Source organism: Pseudomonas sp. LBUM1668, from assembly GCF_059695715.1.
In genome coordinates, this window is record NZ_CP166787.1 from 266,650 (window position 1) to 287,603 (window position 20,954).

The 20,954-nt window shown below is 58.1% G+C and carries 21 protein-coding genes; 10 read left to right on the plus strand and 11 right to left on the minus strand.

Annotated elements, in window-relative coordinates:
- Positions 1 to 142 precede the first annotated feature (142 nt).
- On the minus strand, positions 143 to 526 hold the full coding sequence (locus ACA061_RS01175; RefSeq protein ID WP_210701254.1) for a PaaI family thioesterase: 384 nt from the start codon (positions 524 to 526) through the stop codon (positions 143 to 145).
- The gene (locus ACA061_RS01180) at positions 526 to 2,850 is read right to left on the minus strand and encodes a Tex family protein (RefSeq protein ID WP_497300428.1); all 2,325 of its coding nucleotides are present in this window, start codon (positions 2,848 to 2,850) and stop codon (positions 526 to 528) included. Before ACA061_RS01180 ends, ACA061_RS01175 begins: the two co-directional genes overlap by 1 nt.
- A gap of 357 nt (positions 2,851 to 3,207) precedes the next feature.
- Between ACA061_RS01180 and ompR the strand changes: the two genes are divergently transcribed.
- Positions 3,208 to 3,948, plus strand: a complete 741-nt coding sequence (gene ompR / locus ACA061_RS01185) for an osmolarity response regulator transcription factor OmpR (protein WP_042557134.1) — start codon at positions 3,208 to 3,210, stop codon at positions 3,946 to 3,948.
- 114 nt (positions 3,949 to 4,062) lie between these two features.
- Positions 4,063 to 5,376 (plus strand): ATP-binding protein, encoded by a 1,314-nt coding sequence (locus ACA061_RS01190; protein ID WP_042557135.1) that lies wholly within the window; start codon positions 4,063 to 4,065, stop codon positions 5,374 to 5,376.
- A 90-nt stretch (positions 5,377 to 5,466) separates the two neighbouring features.
- Here the strand turns inward: ACA061_RS01190 and rimK are convergent, their stop codons facing one another.
- Genes rimK through rimA form a run of 3 tightly spaced genes read right to left on the minus strand, consistent with a single transcriptional unit; the run spans position 5,467 to position 7,644 of the window.
- On the minus strand, positions 5,467 to 6,372 hold the full coding sequence (rimK, locus tag ACA061_RS01195; RefSeq protein WP_007952690.1) for a 30S ribosomal protein S6--L-glutamate ligase: 906 nt from the start codon (positions 6,370 to 6,372) through the stop codon (positions 5,467 to 5,469).
- Positions 6,369 to 6,848 carry a retropepsin-like aspartic endopeptidase RimB gene (gene rimB, locus ACA061_RS01200; protein ID WP_479687564.1) on the minus strand — a complete coding sequence of 160 codons (480 nt, stop codon included), beginning with the start codon at positions 6,846 to 6,848 and terminating at the stop codon, positions 6,369 to 6,371. Before rimB ends, rimK begins: the two co-directional genes overlap by 4 nt.
- Before the next feature lie 16 nt (positions 6,849 to 6,864).
- Entirely contained in the window at positions 6,865 to 7,644 is a 780-nt protein-coding gene (gene rimA, locus ACA061_RS01205; protein ID WP_210554383.1) for a S6 modification regulatory phosphodiesterase RimA, read from the minus strand.
- A 116-nt stretch (positions 7,645 to 7,760) separates the two neighbouring features.
- Here rimA and ACA061_RS01210 point away from each other — a divergent pair, with 116 nt between their 5' ends.
- The gene (locus ACA061_RS01210; protein WP_150593838.1) at positions 7,761 to 8,168 is read left to right on the plus strand and encodes an RNA-binding S4 domain-containing protein; all 408 of its coding nucleotides are present in this window, start codon (positions 7,761 to 7,763) and stop codon (positions 8,166 to 8,168) included.
- A 179-nt stretch (positions 8,169 to 8,347) separates the two neighbouring features.
- On the opposite strand, the gene ACA061_RS01215 is transcribed toward ACA061_RS01210, so the two are convergent.
- On the minus strand, positions 8,348 to 9,148 hold the full coding sequence (locus ACA061_RS01215; RefSeq protein ID WP_210554382.1) for a phosphatase PAP2 family protein: 801 nt from the start codon (positions 9,146 to 9,148) through the stop codon (positions 8,348 to 8,350).
- A gap of 103 nt (positions 9,149 to 9,251) precedes the next feature.
- Between ACA061_RS01215 and hslO the strand changes: the two genes are divergently transcribed.
- The 3 genes from hslO to ACA061_RS01230 all read left to right on the plus strand — a co-directional run bounded on the left by hslO (position 9,252) and on the right by ACA061_RS01230 (position 12,107).
- Positions 9,252 to 10,154, plus strand: a complete 903-nt coding sequence (gene hslO, locus ACA061_RS01220; RefSeq protein ID WP_042557140.1) for an Hsp33 family molecular chaperone HslO — start codon at positions 9,252 to 9,254, stop codon at positions 10,152 to 10,154.
- Positions 10,155 to 10,335: 181 nt separating this feature from the next.
- Positions 10,336 to 11,877 (plus strand): phosphoenolpyruvate carboxykinase, encoded by a 1,542-nt coding sequence (locus tag ACA061_RS01225; protein WP_047299301.1) that lies wholly within the window; start codon positions 10,336 to 10,338, stop codon positions 11,875 to 11,877.
- 17 nt (positions 11,878 to 11,894) lie between these two features.
- Complete coding sequence (locus ACA061_RS01230) at positions 11,895 to 12,107, plus strand: hypothetical protein (RefSeq protein ID WP_497300429.1); 213 nt, start codon at positions 11,895 to 11,897, stop codon at positions 12,105 to 12,107.
- 142 nt (positions 12,108 to 12,249) lie between these two features.
- Here ACA061_RS01230 and ACA061_RS01235 read toward each other — a convergent pair whose 3' ends face one another.
- From ACA061_RS01235 to ACA061_RS01250, 4 genes are all read right to left on the minus strand, one after another.
- Positions 12,250 to 12,795 (minus strand): PBECR2 nuclease fold domain-containing protein, encoded by a 546-nt coding sequence (locus ACA061_RS01235; protein ID WP_338049948.1) that lies wholly within the window; start codon positions 12,793 to 12,795, stop codon positions 12,250 to 12,252.
- A gap of 182 nt (positions 12,796 to 12,977) precedes the next feature.
- Positions 12,978 to 13,277: a hypothetical protein gene (locus tag ACA061_RS01240; RefSeq protein WP_210701250.1), complete on the minus strand. Its 300-nt coding sequence runs from the start codon at positions 13,275 to 13,277 to the stop codon at positions 12,978 to 12,980.
- Positions 13,278 to 13,641: 364 nt separating this feature from the next.
- Positions 13,642 to 14,769 (minus strand): hypothetical protein, encoded by a 1,128-nt coding sequence (locus tag ACA061_RS01245; protein ID WP_497300430.1) that lies wholly within the window; start codon positions 14,767 to 14,769, stop codon positions 13,642 to 13,644.
- A gap of 98 nt (positions 14,770 to 14,867) precedes the next feature.
- Entirely contained in the window at positions 14,868 to 15,155 is a 288-nt protein-coding gene (locus ACA061_RS01250; protein WP_150617415.1) for a hypothetical protein, read from the minus strand.
- 273 nt (positions 15,156 to 15,428) lie between these two features.
- Between ACA061_RS01250 and ACA061_RS01255 the strand changes: the two genes are divergently transcribed.
- From ACA061_RS01255 to ACA061_RS01270, 4 genes are all read left to right on the plus strand, one after another.
- Complete coding sequence (locus ACA061_RS01255; protein WP_150603901.1) at positions 15,429 to 15,932, plus strand: polysaccharide deacetylase; 504 nt, start codon at positions 15,429 to 15,431, stop codon at positions 15,930 to 15,932.
- A 182-nt stretch (positions 15,933 to 16,114) separates the two neighbouring features.
- Complete coding sequence (locus tag ACA061_RS01260; RefSeq protein ID WP_497300431.1) at positions 16,115 to 18,043, plus strand: RecQ family ATP-dependent DNA helicase; 1,929 nt, start codon at positions 16,115 to 16,117, stop codon at positions 18,041 to 18,043.
- Between the two features lie 217 nt (positions 18,044 to 18,260).
- Complete coding sequence (locus tag ACA061_RS01265; RefSeq protein WP_497300432.1) at positions 18,261 to 19,487, plus strand: 3-hydroxyacyl-CoA dehydrogenase; 1,227 nt, start codon at positions 18,261 to 18,263, stop codon at positions 19,485 to 19,487.
- 208 nt (positions 19,488 to 19,695) lie between these two features.
- On the plus strand, positions 19,696 to 20,121 hold the full coding sequence (locus tag ACA061_RS01270; protein ID WP_497300433.1) for an acyl-CoA thioesterase: 426 nt from the start codon (positions 19,696 to 19,698) through the stop codon (positions 20,119 to 20,121).
- 98 nt (positions 20,122 to 20,219) lie between these two features.
- Here ACA061_RS01270 and ACA061_RS01275 read toward each other — a convergent pair whose 3' ends face one another.
- Complete coding sequence (locus ACA061_RS01275) at positions 20,220 to 20,702, minus strand: glycine zipper domain-containing protein (protein ID WP_150617420.1); 483 nt, start codon at positions 20,700 to 20,702, stop codon at positions 20,220 to 20,222.
- Positions 20,703 to 20,954 lie beyond the last annotated feature (252 nt).

Genomic DNA, 20,954 nt, shown 5'->3' on the forward strand with positions numbered 1-20,954 from the left:
CAGCCACACATAACCTGTAGGAGCTGCCGAAGGCTGCGATCTTTTGATCTTGCTGTTGGAAAACAAAATCAAAAGATCGCAGCCTGCGACAGCTCCTACAGGATTCGTTGCGCCGAAATTAACTCAAAATGATGATCAACATCTACAGGACAGCGAACGTGCCTTGCGCTTTTGCGACCAGTTTGTCGCCCTGCATCACCTCGGCTTCGACCACCAGCGTGCGCCGCCCCGGGTGAATCACCCGCGCCGTGCACATCACCTCGCCATCGGAAACGGCGCGGATGTAGTTGATCTTGCACTCGATGGTCGCGCTCTGCTGATCGAAGCCGTGGGTGCTGGAACACGCCAGCCCCATGGCGATGTCGACCAGACTGAACAGCGCGCCACCGTGCAATTTGCCGCCGCGGTTGCGCAGTTCGGGTTCCAGCCCCAGGGCGACTTGCGCCACCCCGGTTTCCAGGCTGTGCAGGCGACAGCCCAACAGCTTGAAAAATGCGCTCTCGACGAGCCCGGCCGGAATCTCCATCAGCGTTTCTTCAGCTGTTTGGCGTTGGCGAACAGCGAGGCCATCGCATTGTTCACTGGCGCTGCGGTCGCGGTTTCCTTGCGCGGCGCGTTGTTCGACGGCTGGCGTTGAGCCGAGCCCGGGCGCGAGCCACGGGCACCGTCGATTTTCTCGCCCGGGGTGTCGCCCATGCGCATCGACAGGCCGACGCGTTTGCGCGGGATGTCGACTTCCATGACCTTCACTTTCACCACATCACCGGCCTTCACCGCTTCGCGTGGGTCCTTGATGAACTTCTCCGACAGCGCCGAGATGTGCACCAGACCGTCCTGGTGCACGCCGATGTCGACGAATGCGCCGAACGCGGTCACGTTGGTGACGACGCCTTCAAGGATCATCCCCAGTTGCAGATCCTTGAGGTCTTCGACGCCTTCCTGGAACTCGGCAGTCTTGAACTCAGGACGCGGGTCACGCCCCGGCTTTTCCAGCTCCTGGATAATGTCGGTCACCGTCGGCAGACCGAAGGTCTCGTCGGTGAATTTCTTCGGATCCAGACGCTTGAGGAAACTGGCGTCGCCGATCAGCGAACGGATATCGCGGTCGGTTTCAGCAGCGATGCGCTGCACCAGCGGATAGGCTTCCGGGTGAACAGCCGAGGAATCCAGCGGGTTGTCACCGTTCATCACACGCAAGAAACCGGCAGCCTGTTCGAAGGTTTTTTCGCCCAGACGTGCGACTTTCTTCAGCGCCGCACGAGTCTTGAACGCGCCGTGTTCGTCGCGGTGAGCAACGATATTCTGCGCCAGCGTCGCGTTGAGGCCGGAGATTCGTGCCAGCAGCGCCACCGAGGCGGTGTTGACGTCGACTCCGACGGCGTTCACGCAGTCTTCGACCACGGCATCCAGACCGCGCGCCAGCTTCAACTGCGATACATCGTGCTGGTACTGGCCAACGCCGATGGATTTCGGATCGATCTTCACCAGCTCTGCCAGCGGATCCTGCAGACGGCGAGCGATGGACACCGCGCCACGGATCGACACGTCCAGATCGGGGAATTCCTTGGCTGCCAGTTCCGACGCCGAGTACACCGATGCACCGGCCTCCGACACCATGACCTTGGTCATCTTCATGGCTGGATATTTTTTGATCAGTTCGATGGCCAGTTTGTCGGTTTCGCGGCTGGCGGTGCCGTTGCCGATGGCGATCAGGTCAACCGAGTGCTTGGCGCACAGGGCCGCCAGAATGGCGATGGTCTGATCCCACTTGTTGTGCGGCACGTGCGGGTAAACCGTGGCGTGATCGAGCATCTTGCCGGTCGAATCGACCACGGCAACCTTGCAGCCGGTACGCAGGCCCGGGTCGAGGCCCAAGGTTGCGCGTGGGCCGGCCGGGGCGGCCAGCAACAAGTCATGCAGGTTGTGGGCGAAAACGTTGATCGCCTCGGTTTCGGCGCCGTCGCGCAACTCGCCCAGCAGGTCGGTTTCGAGGTGGGTGTAGAGCTTGACCTTCCAGGTCCAGCGCACCACTTCACCGAGCCATTTGTCGGCCGGACGGTTCTGGTTCTGAATATTGAATTGCTGGCCGATCATGCCTTCGCAGGGGTGCATGGTGCCCGGCAGCTCGTCGCCGACTTTCAGCGCAGAGCTGAGAATGCCTTCGTTGCGACCACGGAAAATCGCCAGTGCACGGTGCGACGGCATGCTTTTCAGCGGCTCGTCGTGTTCGAAGTAGTCGCGGAACTTGGCGCCTTCCTCTTCCTTGCCGGCGATGACGCGGGCACTGAGGATGGCTTCCTGCTTGAGATAGGTACGCAGTTTTTCCAGCAGGCTGGCGTCTTCGGCGAAACGTTCCATCAGGATGTATTTGGCGCCTTCCAGCGCAGCCTTCACGTCGGCCACGCCTTTTTCGGTATCGACGAAGCGCGCGGCTTCGGTTTCCGGAGCGAGATTCGGGTCGTTGAACAGACCGTCGGCCAGGTCGCCGAGGCCGGCTTCCAGGGCAATCTGGCCCTTGGTGCGGCGCTTCTGCTTGTACGGCAAGTACAAGTCTTCGAGGCGGGTCTTGGTGTCGGCGAGTTTGATGTCGCGCTCAAGGGCAGGGGTGAGTTTGCCTTGCTCCTCGATACTGGCGAGGATGCTGATGCGCCGTTCGTCGAGTTCTCGCAGGTAGCGCAGGCGCTCTTCCAGATGACGCAACTGGGTGTCATCGAGGCTGCCAGTGACTTCTTTTCGGTAACGGGCAATGAAGGGAACGGTTGAGCCTTCATCGAGTAGCGCGACGGCCGCTTCGACCTGTTGTGGGCGTACGCCGAGTTCCTCGGCGATGCGGCTGTTGATGCTGTCCATAAAACCACCTGACATATTGTGAAAGCAGGCTCGCAGGCACGGAAATAAAGGCCCGGAGTCTGGTTGAGCGGCTGGAAAATTGCCGCTGCCTGGGTCAAAAGGCAGCCCATTGACCCGTGAAATCGAACTATTACTGCGCTGGCCGGTAAAAAAGACGGCCACTTGCGGTAACGATTCAGACGTTGCCTGGCACAAAACGCCGCGCATTATAACCAGCGTTCTGTCATTCGGGGGCGTCACAGTCTGTAGGCTTAAACCCCGGTTTTCTGGCAGTGAAGGAAAAATCTGCTAACAATGCACACGGTGCGTATAACGGCAGCTACGCCATAATGCGCGCCGAGCTAAAAGGAGCATCTAATGAGCAGCACTGCACAAACTGCTGAAGGCGAAAAAATTCTTATCGTTGATGACGATCCGGGGCTAAGCAGCCTGCTGGAACGTTTCTTCGTCAGCAAGGGCTACCGTGCCCGTACCGTACCGAACACCGAGCAGATGGATCGTCTGCTGGCGCGTGAAGTATTCAATCTGGTCGTCCTCGACTTGATGCTGCCCGGCGAAGACGGTCTGACCGCTTGCCGCCGCCTGCGGGCCGCGAACAACCAGATTCCGATCATCATGCTCACCGCCAAGGGCGATGAGATGAGCCGTATCAAGGGCCTGGAGCTGGGCGCTGACGATTATCTCGCCAAGCCGTTCAACCCGGACGAGCTGATGGCCCGGGTCAAAGCGGTGCTGCGTCGCCAGGCCGCACCAGTGCCGGGCGCGCCGGGCAGCGAAGACGAAAATGTCACCTTCGGTGATTACGTCTTGTCGCTGGCCACTCGCGAGCTGAAACGTGGCGACGAAGTGCACATGCTCACCACCGGTGAGTTTGCGGTACTCAAGGCCTTGGTGATGAACGCGCGTCAGCCTCTGACCCGCGACAAACTCATGAACCTGGCCCGTGGCCGCGAATGGGATGCTCTGGAGCGTTCCATCGACGTGCAGATCTCCCGTCTGCGCCGGATGATCGAGCCCGATCCGTCGAAACCGCGCTACATCCAGACTGTCTGGGGCGTTGGCTACGTGTTCGTACCGGATGGCGCCGCCACCAAGTGATCGGCGATTTGTAGGAGCGGGTCTGTTGGGGATTGGTCAAACGACCATGCCCACAGACTCGCAATCCGCAATATGCGAGCATTGCTCGCTCCTGCAAGTGTGTAGCGGTTATTGATGAAGACGCCCGTCTGGTTCCCCCAAAGTTTTTTCTCCCGCACCCTCTGGCTGGTGCTCATCGTCGTGCTGTTTTCCAAGGCGCTGACCCTGGTTTATCTGTTGATGAACGAGGATGTGCTGGTGGATCGCCAATACAGCCACGGCGTCGCCCTGACGCTGCGTGCGTATTGGGCCGCTGACGAAGAAAATCGCGCGAAGATCGCCGATGCCGCGACCCTGATTCGGGTGGTGGGTGCCGGTGTGCCGGAAGGCGAGCAGCACTGGCCGTACAGCGAGATCTATCAACGACAGATGCAGGCGGAACTCGGCGCCGACACCGAAGTGCGATTACGCATGCATTCGCCGCCGGCACTGTGGGTTCGCGCCCCGAGCCTGGGTGATGGCTGGCTGAAAGTGCCGCTGTATCCGCACCCGTTGCGTGGCCAGAAAATCTGGAACGTGCTGGGCTGGTTTCTCGCGATCGGTTTGTTGTCGACTGCCTCGGCGTGGATTTTTGTCAGCCAGCTCAACCAACCCTTGAAGCGCTTGGTATACGCCGCCCGGCAACTCGGCCAGGGTCGCAGTGTGCGCCTGCCGATCAGCGACACCCCGAGCGAGATGACCGAGGTCTATCGCGCTTTCAACCAGATGGCCGAAGACGTCGAACAGGCCGGACGTGAGCGTGAGCTGATGCTGGCCGGCGTCTCCCATGACTTGCGTACGCCGTTGACGCGCTTGCGTCTGTCGCTGGAATTGATGGGCGACCACAACGACCTTACCGACGACATGGTGCGCGATATCGAAGACATGGACGCGATTCTCGACCAGTTCCTCGCGTTCATTCGCGATGGTCGTGACGAGTCGGTGGAGGAGGTGGACCTCAGCGATCTGGTGCGTGAAGTGGCTGCGCCGTACAACCAGACTGAAGAGAAAGTTCGCCTGCGTCTGGAGCCGATCCAGCCGTTCCCGTTGCGTCGGGTATCAATGAAACGTCTGCTCAACAACCTGATCGGCAACGCCCTTAACCATGCTGGCAGCGGCGTTGAAGTCGCGGCTTATGTGTCCGGCGACACCAGCGCGCCGTATGTGGTGCTGAGTGTGATGGACCGTGGTGCGGGGATTGATCCGTCGGAGCTTGAGGCGATCTTCAACCCGTTCACCCGTGGTGACCGTGCGCGCGGCGGCAAGGGAACCGGGCTGGGCTTGGCGATCGTGAAGCGGATTGCTTCGATGCATGGCGGCAATGTTGAACTGCGTAACCGGTCCGGTGGTGGACTGGAGGCGCGGGTGCGGTTGCCGCTTGGGTTGATGCTTCCGCGAGATGCGGTGTAGCAACAAAAATCGCAGCCTGCGGCAGTTCCTACAGGGTACGCATTCCCATGTAGGAGTTGCCGCAGGCTGCGATCTTTTGATCTTCCCGCTTTAGCCCTTGCCTTTCGTGCGGGTCATATTCGGCCCGCCATTCTTCTCAAGATGCTCGATGATGATCCCCGCCACATTCTTCCCCGTGGTGGTCTCGATCCCTTCCAGTCCCGGCGACGAATTCACTTCCATCACCAGCGGCCCGTGGTTGGAGCGCAAAATATCCACGCCCGCCACCGACAGGCCCATGACCTTGGCTGCACGCAGCGCGGTCATGCGTTCTTCCGGGGTGATCTTGATCAGGCTGGCGCTGCCGCCGCGATGCAGGTTGGAACGGAATTCACCCGGTTTGGCCTGACGCTTCATCGCCGCGATTACTTTATCGCCGACCACAAAGCAGCGGATGTCTGCACCGCCAGCCTCCTTGATGTATTCCTGAACCATGATGTTCTGCTTCAGGCCCATGAAAGCCTCGATCACTGACTCGGCGGCGGTCGCGGTTTCGCACAACACCACGCCGATGCCTTGAGTGCCTTCGAGCACTTTGATCACCAGTGGCGCACCGTTGACCATGTCGATCAGATCGGGAATATCGTCCGGCGAGTGAGCAAACCCGGTCACCGGCAAACCAATGCCACGGCGCGACAGCAATTGCAGCGAGCGCAATTTGTCCCGCGAACGGGCAATGGCCACCGACTCATTGAGCGGGAACACACCCATCATTTCGAACTGGCGCAACACCGCGCAGCCATAGAACGTCACCGACGCGCCGATCCGCGGGATTACCGCGTCGAAGCCTTCCAGCGGTTTGCCGCGATAGTGGATCTGCGGCTTGTGGCTGGCGATGTTCATGTAGGCGCGCAAGGTGTCGATCACTACCATTTCATGCCCGCGTTCAGTGCCGGCCTCGACCAGACGACGGGTGGAATACAGACGCGGGTTCCGCGACAGCACAGCGATCTTCATGCAACACCTGTGGAGGAGGTAGATACCGGGAACACCGGCTTGTCTTGTACATATTTGATGCCCGGATTGACCACCAGGTGGCCATCGATCAGGGCTTTGGAGCCGAGTAACAGGCGATAGCGCATCGATTTGCGGCAGGCCAGCGTGAACTCGATTGGCCAGACCCGATCACCAAGGGCCAGGGTGGTGCTGATCACGTAGCGCTCCTGGGCATGGCCGTTGGAGCTCTTGATGGTTTTGCGCGTCACCAGCAGCGCTTCACAACGCCGGTGACGCAACTGCACCACCGTGCCCAGATGCGCGGTGAAACGCACCCATTTCACACCATCGCGTTCGAACGGTTCGATGTCGGTGGCATGCAGGCTGGAAGTACTGGCACCGGTGTCGATTTTTGCGCGCAGGCCCGCGACTCCCAAATCCGGGAGCGCCACCCACTCGCGCAGACCGACAACGGTCAAATGGTCAAATGTCTTCAATATAAGAAACCAACGATTAACGCGCCCAGGCCTCAGGTGATACCTGCGCCAAGGCTTTGAATGCAGGTTTGGCGAACCAGTAACCCTGCATCAGAAATATTCCACAGTCCGCCAGGAAATCCCGTTCACCGGCGCTCTCGATGCCTTCGGCAATGACTGTAACGTCCAACTCCGCACAGATTGTGACAATCCCCCGGACGATAGCCTGACGGACACGGTCTTGATCGACATCGCGGATCAACGCCATGTCGAGTTTGATCAGGTCCGGTTGGAAATCAGCCAGCAGATTGAGCCCCGAGTAACCGGCACCGAAATCGTCGATGGCGGTCTTGAAGCCGAATTCGCGGTATTCACGCAGAATATTGGTCAAATGGCGATAGTTATCTACGTGCTCGCTTTCCAGTGTTTCGAAAATCAGTCGGTCGATCGGGAAATCGTGTTTTTTTGCTGCCTCCAACGTGCTGCGAATGCATAACTCTGGACGATAGACAGCGTTGGGCATGAAGTTGATCGACAAGTGTGTCTGCATATTAAGATTGGCCGCGCCTTCGATGGCGCGCGTCCGGCAGAGCTGGTCGAAACGGTAGCGGTTCTCTTCTGTAACCTGATCTAACACCGTCAATGCACCTTCGCCGACTACACCACGGACCAGCGCTTCATGAGCGAAAACCGACTGGTCGCGCAGGTCGACGATAGGTTGGTAGGCGAAGGCAAAATCGAAGCCCAGCGGCTCACTTTGCTGGCAGCCCTGGCAACTCGCCTTTGGCGAGGTTAATGAAGACGGAAATTTAGTCACTCGATCACTCCATGCCGATGAACCGGCCAAGATCACAGTCTATCTGGAGGGCCGAGTTCTTGCGCCCGACAGAAACGGTAGTACAGTTCCGACTACTGGCTGAGCGAGGAATTCATATGGCACAAAAACAGGAAGAGGACGACAAGGTCCGTCTCGATAAATGGTTGTGGGCGGCGCGCTTTTATAAAACCCGTGCCTTGGCCAAAGCGGCCATCGAGAGCGGCAAGGTGCACTGTCGAGGCGAGCGCTGCAAACCCGGCAAAGAGCCGCGCGTCGGCGATGAGTTCGAGATACGTACCGGTTTCGAGGTGCGCATCGTCAGGGTTGAAGCCTTGTCGATCGTGCGTCGTGGCGCCCCCGAGGCGCAGGCGTTGTACGCGGAAACCGAGGCGAGCATTGCCAAGCGCGAAGCGGCCGCAGCAATGCGCAAGGCTGGCGCGTTGGGCATGAGCACCGACGGCAAACCGAGCAAGAAGCAGCGGCGGGATCTGTTTAAATTTCGTGGGAACAGCAACGACGACTAAGGCTGATGTTTCAGTGTTGTTTGTGCTGACCTCATCGCCAGCAGGCTAGCTCCCACAGTTGAAAGGCAATCCAACTATGGGAGCCAGCCTGCTAGCCCCCTCAGTTTGAAATGCAGTCCCTGTGGGAGCCAGCCTGCTGGCGATTCGAGTGCGCAGCACTCGCCAGAGACTTTGCGGTATCAGGCGCTACGCACGACACTCATCCGCGAAACCAGCGGCAACTTGCCCAGCAAATTGAAAACCGGTGCCGTCACTTTCAACCAGAAATTCGCCGCGTGATACGCAAACGGCGTGTAGTAACCCCAGCCCAACGCCCACACCGCCAGCAACATCCCGCCGATGTAATCGTCCTGACCCCAATGCGCGCCAGCCACCAGTCGCGGCAGCATGAACAGCAGCGCCAGGCCCCAGATCGTCACGAACTGTCCGACCGTACGGCTGAACACACCCATGAACAGTGCCCAGATCAGCAACACCGACGCATGGTCACCGGGGAAGCTCTGGCCCGAGCGATCCTTCAACTCCCAGGTCTTCTCCAGATGCGGGAAGTAGTCGCTGAGGTGCACCGCGCCTTCCAGCACCATCGACGGGCTGCTGTGCTGCCAGCCCATGTGGTCGGCGAACTTGGAAAACAGTGCGCGAATCACCACCATCAACAGCAGAATCGAGAAAAAACCGAAAAACGCGCGACGCACGTCAATCGCCTTGAACACCCAGTCGCCCTTGATCAACAGCATCAGCAGAATCAGTCCGACGACGATGTCGAACGGGCGCAGACTTGCAATTGCCCAGATGTGGAGCCATATCGGGTTGCTGGCCAGCGGTGCATTGAGCGAGCGAAACAGCCACTCGTCGAAAATCACACACAGCATGTTGCCCGTAGGCCATAACCAGAAAGCCAGCAACGCCAATGGCACGACGTTGCACAGAACCAGCCGGCCGAGGTTCCACCTTGATTGGAACAAACCCGGATTGTTCATAAAATGCCTCCCGTGGCTGAACGTTCGCACCAAACAGGTGCAAAGAAGCGCGGCATTTTCATATTTTGTAACCAATTTGTCATCAATTCAGATACCCAGACCTATGACCGATCTCCCGGATACCGATTACACCCAACGCTTCATCTTTGATGACAGCGACACTCGCGGCGAACTGGTAGCGCTTGAGCGCAGCTACGCCGAAGTCCTCGCCAAGCACCCGTACCCGGAACCGGTTGCGCAACTGCTGGGCGAATTGATGGCGGCGGCCTCGCTGCTGGTGGGCACCCTGAAGTTCGACGGTTTGCTGATTCTGCAGGCGCGTTCCGAAGGCCCGATCCCGATGTTGATGATCGAGTGTTCCAGCGATCGTGAAATCCGTGGCCTGGCGCGTTATCACGCCGATCAGGTATCGGCCGATGCGACCCTCAGTGACTTGATGCCCAACGGCGTCCTGGCCCTGACCGTCGACCCGACCGTTGGCCAGCGCTATCAGGGCATCGTCGACCTCGATGGCGAAACCCTGTCCGATTGCTTCACCAACTATTTCGTCATGTCGCAGCAGGTTGGCACTCGCTTCAAACTGTTCGCCGACGGTCGTCGTGCCCGTGGCATGTTGTTGCAGCAACTGCCGGCAGATCGCCTGAAAGACGAAGAAGATCGCGCCGCCAGCTGGCAGCACATCACCGCGCTGGCCAGCACCCTGAGCGCCGATGAATTGTTGAGCCTGGACAACGAAACCGTGCTGCATCGCCTCTACCATGAAGAGCAAGTGCGCCTGTTCGATGTGCAACATCTGCGCTTCCACTGCAGCTGCTCGCGGGAACGCTCGGGCAATGCGCTGGTCAGTCTGGGTCTGGAAGATGCGCAGGCACTGGTGGCAGAGCAGGGCGGTACAGTCGAGATCGATTGCCAGTTCTGCAACGAGCGCTACCTGTTTGATGCGGCCGATATCGCTCAATTGTTCGCTGGCGCGGGCGTCGACACGCCGTCAGATACCCGGCACTAAAACGGTTCAGCGCAGGTAAATTCACTGCTCAACGACGGAATTACGCCGTTACGACGGGAGGGCCCTACTCTTTTTGGGCTTTTCTGGCATAATCCGGCCCACTTTTTTCGCGGTAGTAGTGCACGACTTTCTACTACAAAACGTTTGGAGCACACTCGGCCACTGGCCGACGGGGAACCTCATGACGCAAGCCAATAACGCCGTGTACACCGATCTGAGTGTTGATGATCTGGTAAAAGAAGCCCTGAACCGCGGTGAAGGCGAGCTTGCCGATACCGGCGCTCTGGTTGTTCGCACCGGTCATCGCACCGGCCGTTCGCCAGTCGACCGTTTCATCGTTGAAGAGCCTTCCACTCAGGCCGCTATCGCCTGGGGCCCGATCAATCGCAAGTTCCCGGCCGACAAGTTCGATGCCTTGTGGGCTCGCGTAGAAGCCTTCAACAACGCGCAAGAGCACTTCGTTTCCCATGTGCATGTAGGCGCAGCTGAAGATCACTACCTGGCCGTGAAAATGACCACCCAGACTGCCTGGCAGAATCTGTTCGGTCGTTGCCTGTTCATCAACCCGGCCCAGTACAACCCGGCTGGCCGTGATGAGTGGCAAGTGCTCAACGTCGCCAATTTCGAGTGCGTGCCTGAGCGTGACGGCACCAACTCCGACGGTTGCGTGATCATTAACTTCGCACAGAAAAAAGTGCTGATCGCTGGCATGCGTTACGCCGGCGAGATGAAGAAAGCCATGTTCTCGGTGCAGAACTTCCTGCTGCCGGCCGCTGATGTGCTGCCAATGCACTGCGCTGCCAACATCGGCGAAGAAGGCGACGTGACCCTGTTCTTCGGTCTGTCCGGCACCGGCAAGACCACCCTGTCGGCTGACGAAAGCCGTTACCTGATCGGCGACGACGAACACGGCTGGGGCGAAGGCGTTGTCTTCAACATCGAAGGCGGCTGCTATGCCAAGTGCATCGACTTGTCCGAGAAGAACGAGCCGGTCATCTGGAAAGCCATCAAGCACGGCGCAGTGCTGGAAAACGTCGTTATCGACGATGCCAAGCACGCTGACTATGCCGATGTCAGCCTGACCCAGAACAGCCGCGCCGCGTACCCCCTGGAGCACGTTGCCAAGCGTTCCGAGCACAACCTCGGTGGCGAGCCGAACGCTGTGATCTTCCTGACTTGCGACCTGACCGGCGTCCTGCCGCCAGTGTCGATCCTCAACGAAGAACAAGCGGCCTACCACTTCCTGTCTGGCTACACCGCACTGGTGGGCTCGACTGAAATGGGTTCGGGCAGCGGCATCAAGTCGACCTTCTCCACCTGCTTCGGCGCGCCGTTCTTCCCGCGCCCGGCCGGCGAATACGCAGAGCTGCTGATCAAGCGCATCCGCGGCTTCGGCTCCAAGGTCTACCTGGTCAACACCGGCTGGACCGGCGGCGGCTACGGCGTCGGCAAACGCTTCAACATCCCGACTACCCGCGCGGTGATCGCAGCGATCCAGAGCGGCGCCCTGATCGGCACCGAAACCGAACACCTGGACACCATCAACCTCGACGTGCCACTGGCCGTACCGGGCGTTGAAACCGGCCTGTTGAACCCACGCAACACCTGGGCTGACAAGGCTGCATACGACGAAGCTGCGAAAGCACTGGCCGGTCTGTTTATCGAGAACTTCAAGAAGTTCGAAGTGAGCGACGCGATCAAGGCTGCAGGGCCGAAGTTGTAAGAGTTGGGTTGTAGAGAATGAAAAAGCCGCCTCTTGGGGCGGCTTTTTTGTGGGTAACATCAGCCAAAGGTTTGACTGCCATTATTCCCGCAGAAAAGCGCTTTAACTCGCAGAATATTGCCACTTATCCGCTTCGCTTTTGCGCACCGGAGCAGCCAAAACTGCAACATCCAGCGAGAGGAGATTTTTTGAGAATCACGGCCATTCATCATTCTGCATTGACGCTATGATCAAAGACGAATAGCCTTGGTTCCGAGCGCGAAACCAGTTGCCTCCCAGCGGCAATAACTGGCGTAGGAACCCCGTCGATGGTTGGGACATCAGCGTAGGGTGAGACCTCCACACCCCTGCTTGAGGGTGTGTATATGAATATCAAGCATCAAATTCGAGGGCTACTGTCACCAGTAGCCCTTTTTCTTTGCCTTCAAAAAGTGTGTAGCGCTTGTACAACAATTCGCCATGGCGATGCTTGTTGAGCGATTTAGCGTCTGTGTGCATGAAGTTCCAGAGCAGCTGGCCATCGACGATCGCGACACTCACTAACATTTGCCGTTTTGATTCATACGCTCCGATGAACGCCAATCGGTCGGTATCGTTGGTGAAGGCGACTTTCCATATTTCCAGTGGGCCGGTGAGCGTATCCAAGGCAAGTCTCACGTAACGCTCGCGGGCATCTTTACGCTTTTCAACGATGTGATAAATGCTGCTGCGCAGGATCGTTACTTCGCCCCAAGGCGTTTCTACCGACAGGGACAGGATTGAAGGGTGACTGAATCCAAGGTGCTGAGCTGTAACCTCGACAGCGTCCTCGTGGGAGGTAGCCGCGAGGACTTCATCAATCGTCTGAGTACGCAGTTCACGAGCCAGGGTACGCAGGTCTGGAAGTTTGCGTTCAACCCATGTGGGTTGGCCCTTCACTTCGCAAACCTTGGGTCGAAACGTGTCCGTGCTCAAATACGCTGCTCACTGTTTACGTTGGCCAGACTACTGCAAGGCAACTCACTTCCGAGAGCTGCTGCTTATGACCGCTCCAATGTTTTTCTTTTCGGTTCTTTCAATCGCTCTCAGGTAATGCGTGAGAGCGATCCGATCACTTAATTTCAGGCTGGTGCTTTCCAATTGAGCATCTGCTGTTGCGCGACTTGCAGCAGGTCACAGCCATCCTGCGTCAGCAGATAGAGGGCGTGGGTGATGTGGGGGATGTCTTCTAGGTCGGCTTGTTTGAAGCTGAGGCAGTAGAGGGTTTTTAGCAGGTCGGCGGAGGCGCGCAGGCGCTGGACGGCGCATTCGAGGATGTCTTGGGGGTTAGCCGTTGTGTCGATGATCAGGGGCTTGGTGTCGGTGAGGTTGGATTCGAGTGGGCGGTAGTGATCAGGGGTGAGCGGGTTCCATGCTTTCATTGTTCTTCTCTCTATAGGCGTTCCAATAGCCGCCGCCATCATGACCAAACGATGGGAGGCGACTGTGTTTGGGTTGGTCAACCAGAGAGAGAGAACTCCGTGTACGCCGAAGCGTCCCAAACACAGCCGCCATAAAGCATGCCGCGCAATAGATCGCGGCAAGCATACAAGGGCATGCGCAGTTTCTCTCTCTCGATTTCAGGTGACCAAACCCGAGCCGCTGATTTGGCAGCGGCAGACACGACTATAGATTCGAGCCATCGAGCCGCGATAGACGGCAAGGGAGTCTGGGTTTGTAGGAACGGGACGAATACCCAATAGGCAATTGCTGTAGGTTTTTTCTCCCGCTCATTCTCCACAGCGTTCAACCAATATTCCGATACGCCGCCACATCCAGCACGCTGGTCGTCAGCCCGGTTGCAGGCGCGTAAATCGAGCCTTTCACCGCCGAGAACGGTACACCCTTGCTACCCAGCGACACATAGCGTTCGCCTTTGTGGAGCTCGGTGAAGTAGGTGTACGAGCACTTTTCCATGGCTTTGTATTTCGCCTCGGCGTTGACGATGGTGTCGCTGTGTTGGCGCAGATCGGCGTCGGTCAGGTTGAGGGTCTTGCTCAGCGGCGTGCCCCAGCGCTTTAAGCACACTTCGGCGAAGTGGCGGACGATCAGGCCGGGTTCGGCCAGCATTTTTGGGCCGCTGTGGCCGTCAGCGGCGGCGTTGCCGACGAGGGTGGCGTGGCGGCCAGGCATTGGAAAGATGCTCGTCTTGGTGCCGGTGGCGGTTTGCGGGATGACGCAGCCGAAACCTTTGGAGCGTTCGTCCCGAGCATAGAAACCAACATATTCTTTAACGTTGGCGTTAAGTTTTACTCGGTGTTTCTGGAAGTTGCCGATGCCCGGAACCGGGTCAATGGCAAAAATCCTTACCGGAATGTTTTTCAGTGCACTGTCAGTGAACATGGCGTTAGCCAGCATGTGGCAACTTATGCCGCCTCGGCTCCAACCCCCCAGATTGACGCGGGTGGGAATAACGCCATCTTTGCGGAAAGTCCTGATAATCCCTTCCTGTAACCTCTGTTGAGTAATGCTACGGGCGCCGTAGTTATACTTTCGCTCCAACCACGAGCCTTCGACCTTGACATCGTCAATGGGAATGCCAGCGGCTTTGAGGCGGTTGTATTCGGCTTCGGTCAGTTGCTCGCGTTGCCAGTCACATTTGCCCTTGATGATATTCAGCGCGTGCTGCACGTTTTCTTCCCAACCCTTGCCGAATAAGGTGCCGCTGAGGCCGTACTCCTTGGTTTTGGTGAACAGTTCATCGGCTTGCAGGTTACCGCTGCCGGGTCCGTCGACGACGATCCATTCGGCAAACTCGCGACCGCAATGATTTGCAGCCAGTGTGGAAATCAGTTCGCCGTTCCAAAAGTTTTCATGGTGCGTATCAAACTTATTGGAGCCAGTACCGCAAAAGAAAATAGTGAGTACGGTCATGTTTGTTGCTCTTGTTTAATGAAAGAGCAGTCAACGTAATGTCGTTTTTTTTAAGGGCAAAGAAGTGGGTTGTTTCCGGGTTTGTTATTTGTTTGCTTTTAGTTTTTGGAAGTGTTTTTAAGTTTTGCAACTTCCAGTAGTTCGCAGCCGTCTTGAGTCAATAAATAAAGCGCTGTGAGGATGTTGGGGATGTCTTTGACGTCTGCTTGTTGAAAACACATGCAGTAAAGAGTTTCCAGCAGATCCGTCGCGGCGGAGAGTCGTTGGTGAGCGGCGTCCACCAAGTCTTCGTGGCAGGCGTCTGTGTCGATGACCAGCACCGGATTTTCGCTGTAGCTGGATTTCAAACGGCGATAGCGGTTGGTGGGCGGATGCAGTGAGTTCATGGAGTAAGGCTGTCCTTTGAGAAGTCGCGCCGGCCACTATAGGAGGGCATTGCGCAGTGGGACAAGGCGGCCAGAGTGGACAGAGTTCGTAGGGGTTTTTCCGGGTATCGGGTACTTGCCCTACAGGTTTTCATGACGTTTTCAAGGCAAAACCCTTAGATCGGAAATTTCCCACGTGTTTGTCAGGCGTTTCGCGGTAAACCGCTGTATCGTGCGCGCCAGAATCTGTAGGACGTTTCCAAGCGTCCGATACGCGCTTAAAGGGAATTAGGTATGCAATGGCTACGAATGGCCTCGATCGTATTGCTGTGGGCCAGTGGTTGTCGTGTGGCAATGGCCGCCGACGTTGGCAATCCGCTGGTACTCGATCATTTGAATCGCACCGGATGGCCGGACGCACTCAACAGTCAGGCGAATATCGACACGGCGTCCCGCGCCGAGGTGCTGATGTTCGGCAAAGCCCTGCTCGCCAGCGAAGCGTTGGACGAGTCGGGTTTGAAGCAGAAGCTGGGTGTGCCGCAAGTGCAGTTGAAGTCGATCAGACAACTGCGCGACGGTTTGTGGGATCACTTGCTGAGCACCTATCGCAACGCCAGTCAGGACTGCGCTGAACAACCGTTTTGTCCACAGGTACGCCGTGTTGCCGATCTGCGTCAATTGGCGGCAGCGTTCACCGGCGACATCAGCCCGGCCCATGCGTTATGGGCGAGCAAAAGCCTGGGTGTGCATGAGCAGATGTTGAATGAACAGCTGCGGGTGGCCGTGTTGCAGCCGTGAACGTTTAGATTTTGTGTAGTCAGTGCCGGCCTCTTCGCGGGCAAGCCCGCTCCCACAGGGACCGTGGCGTTTAGGTGAATCGCTGTATCATTCCGTATCGATTTGGCCCCCGACCTTTTCTCGACTCGCTGCGATCGCCCGCTAGGCTGTTGGCATGGCAGCAGTCAAAGGAGTGACAGCGAATGCACAACACCCTGGAACAGGTTTTTGGTTATCCACAGTTCCGACCCGGACAAGAGGCCGCGATCAGCGCGGTGTTGGCCGGACGCTCGGCAGCAGCGATTTTTCCCACAGGTTCCGGCAAGTCCCTTTGCTATCAACTGTCGGCACTGATGCTGCCGAATCTGACGCTGGTGGTCTCGCCGCTGCTGGCGTTGATGCAGGATCAATTGGCGTTCCTGCAACGCCACGGCATTGCGGCGGGCAGCATTGATTCGGCGCAAAGCCGCGATGATGCCAATGACGTGATGGCCCGCGCCCGATCAGGTGAATTGAAAATTCTGATGATTTCCGTGGAGCGGCTGAAAAATGAACGCTTCCGCAACTTCTTGCAGCAGGTGCCGATCTCGCTGCTGGTCGTGGATGAGGCGCATTGCATCTCCGAGTGGGGGCACAATTTCCGCCCGGACTACCTCAAGCTGCCGGACTACCAACGACAGTTCAGCATCCCGCAAACCCTGCTGCTGACCGCCACGGCAACGCCGAAAGTCATCACCGACATGCAGGCCAAATTTGCCATCGCCACCGAAGACGTGGTGACCACCGGTTTCTATCGGCCCAACCTCAATCTGCTGGTGGAGCCGGTGCGCGGCCAGGACAAGCGTCGGCGTCTGGTGGAGTGGATGGCTGAGCGCCCGGGCCAGCCGAGCATTGTCTACGTCACCTTGCAGAAAACTGCCGAACACATAGCCGAGCACCTGGAGCGTAACGGCATCCAGGCCGAGGCGTACCACGCCGGTTTACCCCACGATAAACGCGAGGCGATCCAGAAGCGTTTCATGGCCGGGCAGTCCAATTGCATCGTCGCGACCATTGCTTTCGGTATGGGCATCGACAAAAGCGACATCCGCAATGTGGTGCACTTCGACCTGCCCAAATCCATCGAAAACTACAGCCAGGAAATAGGCCGCGCGGGGCGTGACGGGCAGCCGTCGGATTGTCTGGTGCTGGCCAATCGCGACAGCCTCAACGTGCTGGAAAACTTCGTTTACGGCGACACACCGGAGCGCGATGGCATCCGTTATGTGCTCGACGAGTTGAAAACCTCGGTGCCGGAAGGTCAGTGGGAGTTTCTGCTCGGTCCGCTCGCGGATCAAAGCAACATCCGCGCGTTGCCGCTCAAGACATTGCTGGTGCAATTGGAGCTGCGTGGCCTTATCGCGCCGCGCTACGCGTACTACGCCGAATACCGTTTCAAATACTTGCTGGAACCGGACGCGCTGCTCGAACGTTTCGAGGGCGAACGCAAGGATTTTGTCGCGGCGATTATCCAGACGTCGAGCCGTGCGCGAACCTGGGCGACCGTGAGTTTCGAGGCGATGTACACGCAATATTCGGCTGAGCGAAATCGGGTGGTGAAGGCGCTGGATTACTTCCAGGAGAAGGGCTGGGTCGAGCTTGAGAGCAAGCAGATGACCGAGGTCTACAGCGTGCTGCAGAGCGACTTTGACAGCGACGCGTTGAGCGCTGACCTACACGAGTACTTCACCCGCCACGAGCAGGCCGAAGTCGCACGAATTCACGCCATGCTTGAGGTGTTCGCCACTGAGCGCTGCCTGGGTTATCGCCTGGCCGAGTATTTCGGCGACCACAATGCGCCAGAGCGCTGTGGGCATTGTTCGGTGTGTCATGGGCATATCGCGCGGTTGCCGGAACCCCCGCAATTGACGCCGCTTGTGGATAAAAACTTTGCAGCGCTGTGCGGCGACTTTATCCACAAGCACGAGCAGCACACCGGCAACGTACCCACGGCGGAACGGCTGACGCGGTTTCTGTGCGGGATCAGCGTGCCACTGTTTACCAAGCTCAAGGCGCGGACGATTTCCGGGTATGCGGCGTTGGAAGACTATCCCTACGCCGAGGTGCGGGGCTGGGCCCAAGAACACCTCTGAACCCCTGTAGGAGCTGCCGAAGGCTGCGATCTTTTGACTCTGTTTTTAACATCAAAAGATCGCAGCCTTCAGCAACTCCTACAGTGAGTTGCGCCAAGTCAGTCGGAAGGGGTGAAATCCATCCGCTGAATGTCGATCATCACGGTAATAAACTTCAAAAAGTGTCGTTGGCTGACTATGGTGAGACCAGTCTTTGGATCGCCAACAAGAGAACAACATGAGCCAGACATCTTTCGATATTCAGCAGGCCGCGGTGATCGGTGCGGGCACCATGGGGCGTGGCATTGTCATGTGTCTGGCCAATGCCGGCGTGACGGTGCAATGGGTGGACACCAATCCACAGATGCTCGAACAGGCGCTCGCAACTGTGGCCGAGACTTATGCACATAACGTGCGCCAGGGCCGGATTGATCAGGCCGAGGCTGATGCACGTTTGGCCCGGGTCAGCGCCGCAGCGGATTACGCGGCGATCCGCAATGCCGATCTGGTGATCGAGGCGGTGTACGAAAACCTCGAACTGAAGCAGAAGATTTTTCGTGAGCTGGATGGCTTGCTCAAGCCGCAAGCGCTGTTGGCGAGTAACACGTCGGCACTGGATATCGATGCAATTGCTGCGGCCACCAAGCGGCCTGAGCAAGTGTTGGGTCTGCATTTCTTCAGCCCCGCGCACATCATGAAACTGCTGGAAATCGTTCGTGGTGCGCAGACTTCGCCGGCAGCACTGAACGCTGCGCTGGTACTGGGCAAGCGCATGGGCAAAGTCAGTGTGGTATCGGGCAATTGCCACGGTTTTATCGGTAACCGCATGCTGCATCCGTATGTGCTGGAGGCGCGCAAGATGCTGCTTGAAGGGGCTTATCCACAGCAGGTCGATGCGGCGTTACAGGGATTCGGTTTCGCCATGGGGCCGTTCCGCATGTACGACGTGGTCGGCATCGATCTGGAATGGCGCGCTCGTGAGCTGGCGGGCAAGGGCCAGGATGCCCCGGAAGTTCAGGTGGATAACCGCTTGTGCGAGATGGGCCGGTTCGGTCAGAAGTCTGGCAATGGTTATTACCACTACGAGCCGGGCAGTCGTCAGGCAGAGCATGACCCTGAGGTCGATGCGCTGGTGTTGCGTGTCAGTGAGGGTTTGGGTTTCCAGCGCCGTGAAATCGGCCCGGAGGAGATTCTGGAGCGTTGCCTGCTGGCACTGGTCAACGAAGGCGCGAAGATTCTGCAGGAAGGCATTGCCGAGTCGGCGCATGACATCGATCTGGTGTACCTGAACGGTTATGGCTTCCCGGCGGACAAGGGCGGGCCGATGGCCTGGGCGGATCAGCAGGGGCTTGCAGATATTCATCAACGGCTGCTGGCGCTGGAGACGCGGCAGGGTGATCAGTGGAAACCGGCAAGGCTGATTGGTGAGTTGGCGGCGCAAGGGAAGGGGTTCGCTCAAGCGTGATGTCGGGGCGAGAATCGATCCGCCTCTCCCCCAAGGTGCGAGGGGGAAAGGGAGCTGATCTTCATGCGTTCCAATCTTATGATCGACTCGATCTTTCAGGTCGGCGGACCTCGAATGACCACGTCGGTCAGTCCCCTCTACCTCTGGGAGAGGGTTAGGGTGAGGGCAACCGGCCTCACACGATTCATCCAGGAGAAACAGCCCAACCATGTCCACCCCTCAACGCACCGACTACCCACACTTCCAGCCCATCACCACGCGCTGGCACGACAACGACGCCTACGGCCACGTCAACAACGTCACCTACTACAGCTTCTTCGACACGGCGGTGAACACCTACCTGATTCAGGTCGGTGGTCTGGATATCCATGACGGTGAGGTGGTGGGGTTCGTGGTCAGTTCGGCGTGTGATTACTTTGCCTCGATCGCGTTTCCGGATCTGATCGAGATCGGTCTGAGGGTCGGCAAGTTGGGCAACAGTTCGGTGCAGTACGAATTGGCGGTGTTCAAGGTCGGCGAAAGCGAGGCCTGCGCGGCGGGGCGCTTCGTTCATGTGTTTGTGGATCGTACGACCAATCAACCTACGCCGATTCCCAACGGATTGCGCCAGGCGCTGGAGCGAATAGCAGTTTAAAAAGCGCAAAAAAATCGCAGCCTACGGCAACTCCCATAAATCCATGTAGGAGCTGCCGCAGGCTGCGATCTTTTGATCTACCTGCCGCCATTCAGCGATTAACGGTGGCGATAGTGCTTGTGATGCTTGCGGTGACCATAGGCATGGCCGCGACCAGGGTGGCCGTCGCGATAGTAGCGACGGTCACGGCCGCCGCGATCGTAATGACGATCATCGTCGTCGCTCTTGTTGCCCATGTAGTTACCCAGCGCGCCGCCGGCACCGCCACCTGCTGCCGAACCGATCAGGCTGCCGGTGGTGCCGCCCATGCTGCGGCCAACCACGTTACCGCCGGCTGCGCCCAACGCACCGCCGATGGCGGCTTCGCCACGGCTGCGTTTGTCTGCGCCGACCGCGCTACCACCCGCGCCGCCCAAGGCTGCGCCAATGGTGGAACCTGTATTGCCGCCTAAAGACTGACCGACGACCGAGCCAAGAACCCCGCCCAATGCGCCGCCCACACCTGCTTCGGTGGTGCCGCCTGCGGACGCAAAACCACTGACCAGGCCAAGGGACAACAAGAGAATCGAGGAGAACTTCATAGAGGAGCCTCAAAGGGATGACGGCGCCGATCCTGAGGCTGTGTAACAAGCGTGACAATCGAAATCCGACGAATAGCACGACCTGTATACAATTTCGCAAGTTACTGTTTTAACTGCGGAACTTAAGCGTTTTTCGCCGGTCTTTAACTACTTCGGACAGGCCGCTTTTGTGAAAAAGCGGCCTTTTTTGTGGGCGATGGGAAAGTGCAGGCTGGTGAGAAATGAGCAGGCTCGACTACCGCTATCGCGAGC

Bases quoted from the DNA above. Each gene is read 5' to 3' on its own strand.
- ACA061_RS01215 (WP_210554382.1), bottom strand. From the start codon at position 9,148: ATGAACAATCCGGGTTTGTTCCAATCAAGGTGGAACCTCGGCCGGCTG.
- ACA061_RS01240 (WP_210701250.1), bottom strand. From the start codon at position 13,277: ATGAAAGCATGGAACCCGCTCACCCCTGATCACTACCGCCCACTCGAA.
- ACA061_RS01255 (WP_150603901.1), top strand. From the start codon at position 15,429: ATGCAATGGCTACGAATGGCCTCGATCGTATTGCTGTGGGCCAGTGGT.
- ACA061_RS01250 (WP_150617415.1), bottom strand. From the start codon at position 15,155: ATGAACTCACTGCATCCGCCCACCAACCGCTATCGCCGTTTGAAATCC.
- hslO (WP_042557140.1), top strand. From the start codon at position 9,252: ATGACCGATCTCCCGGATACCGATTACACCCAACGCTTCATCTTTGAT.
- ACA061_RS01225 (WP_047299301.1), top strand. From the start codon at position 10,336: ATGACGCAAGCCAATAACGCCGTGTACACCGATCTGAGTGTTGATGAT.
- ACA061_RS01175 (WP_210701254.1), bottom strand. From the start codon at position 526: ATGGAGATTCCGGCCGGGCTCGTCGAGAGCGCATTTTTCAAGCTGTTG.
- ACA061_RS01245 (WP_497300430.1), bottom strand. From the start codon at position 14,769: ATGACCGTACTCACTATTTTCTTTTGCGGTACTGGCTCCAATAAGTTT.
- ACA061_RS01230 (WP_497300429.1), top strand. From the start codon at position 11,895: ATGAAAAAGCCGCCTCTTGGGGCGGCTTTTTTGTGGGTAACATCAGCC.
- ACA061_RS01210 (WP_150593838.1), top strand. From the start codon at position 7,761: ATGGCACAAAAACAGGAAGAGGACGACAAGGTCCGTCTCGATAAATGG.
- ACA061_RS01180 (WP_497300428.1), bottom strand. From the start codon at position 2,850: ATGGACAGCATCAACAGCCGCATCGCCGAGGAACTCGGCGTACGCCCA.
- ompR (WP_042557134.1), top strand. From the start codon at position 3,208: ATGAGCAGCACTGCACAAACTGCTGAAGGCGAAAAAATTCTTATCGTT.
- ACA061_RS01260 (WP_497300431.1), top strand. From the start codon at position 16,115: ATGCACAACACCCTGGAACAGGTTTTTGGTTATCCACAGTTCCGACCC.
- ACA061_RS01275 (WP_150617420.1), bottom strand. From the start codon at position 20,702: ATGAAGTTCTCCTCGATTCTCTTGTTGTCCCTTGGCCTGGTCAGTGGT.
- ACA061_RS01190 (WP_042557135.1), top strand. From the start codon at position 4,063: ATGAAGACGCCCGTCTGGTTCCCCCAAAGTTTTTTCTCCCGCACCCTC.
- ACA061_RS01265 (WP_497300432.1), top strand. From the start codon at position 18,261: ATGAGCCAGACATCTTTCGATATTCAGCAGGCCGCGGTGATCGGTGCG.
- rimK (WP_007952690.1), bottom strand. From the start codon at position 6,372: ATGAAGATCGCTGTGCTGTCGCGGAACCCGCGTCTGTATTCCACCCGT.
- ACA061_RS01270 (WP_497300433.1), top strand. From the start codon at position 19,696: ATGTCCACCCCTCAACGCACCGACTACCCACACTTCCAGCCCATCACC.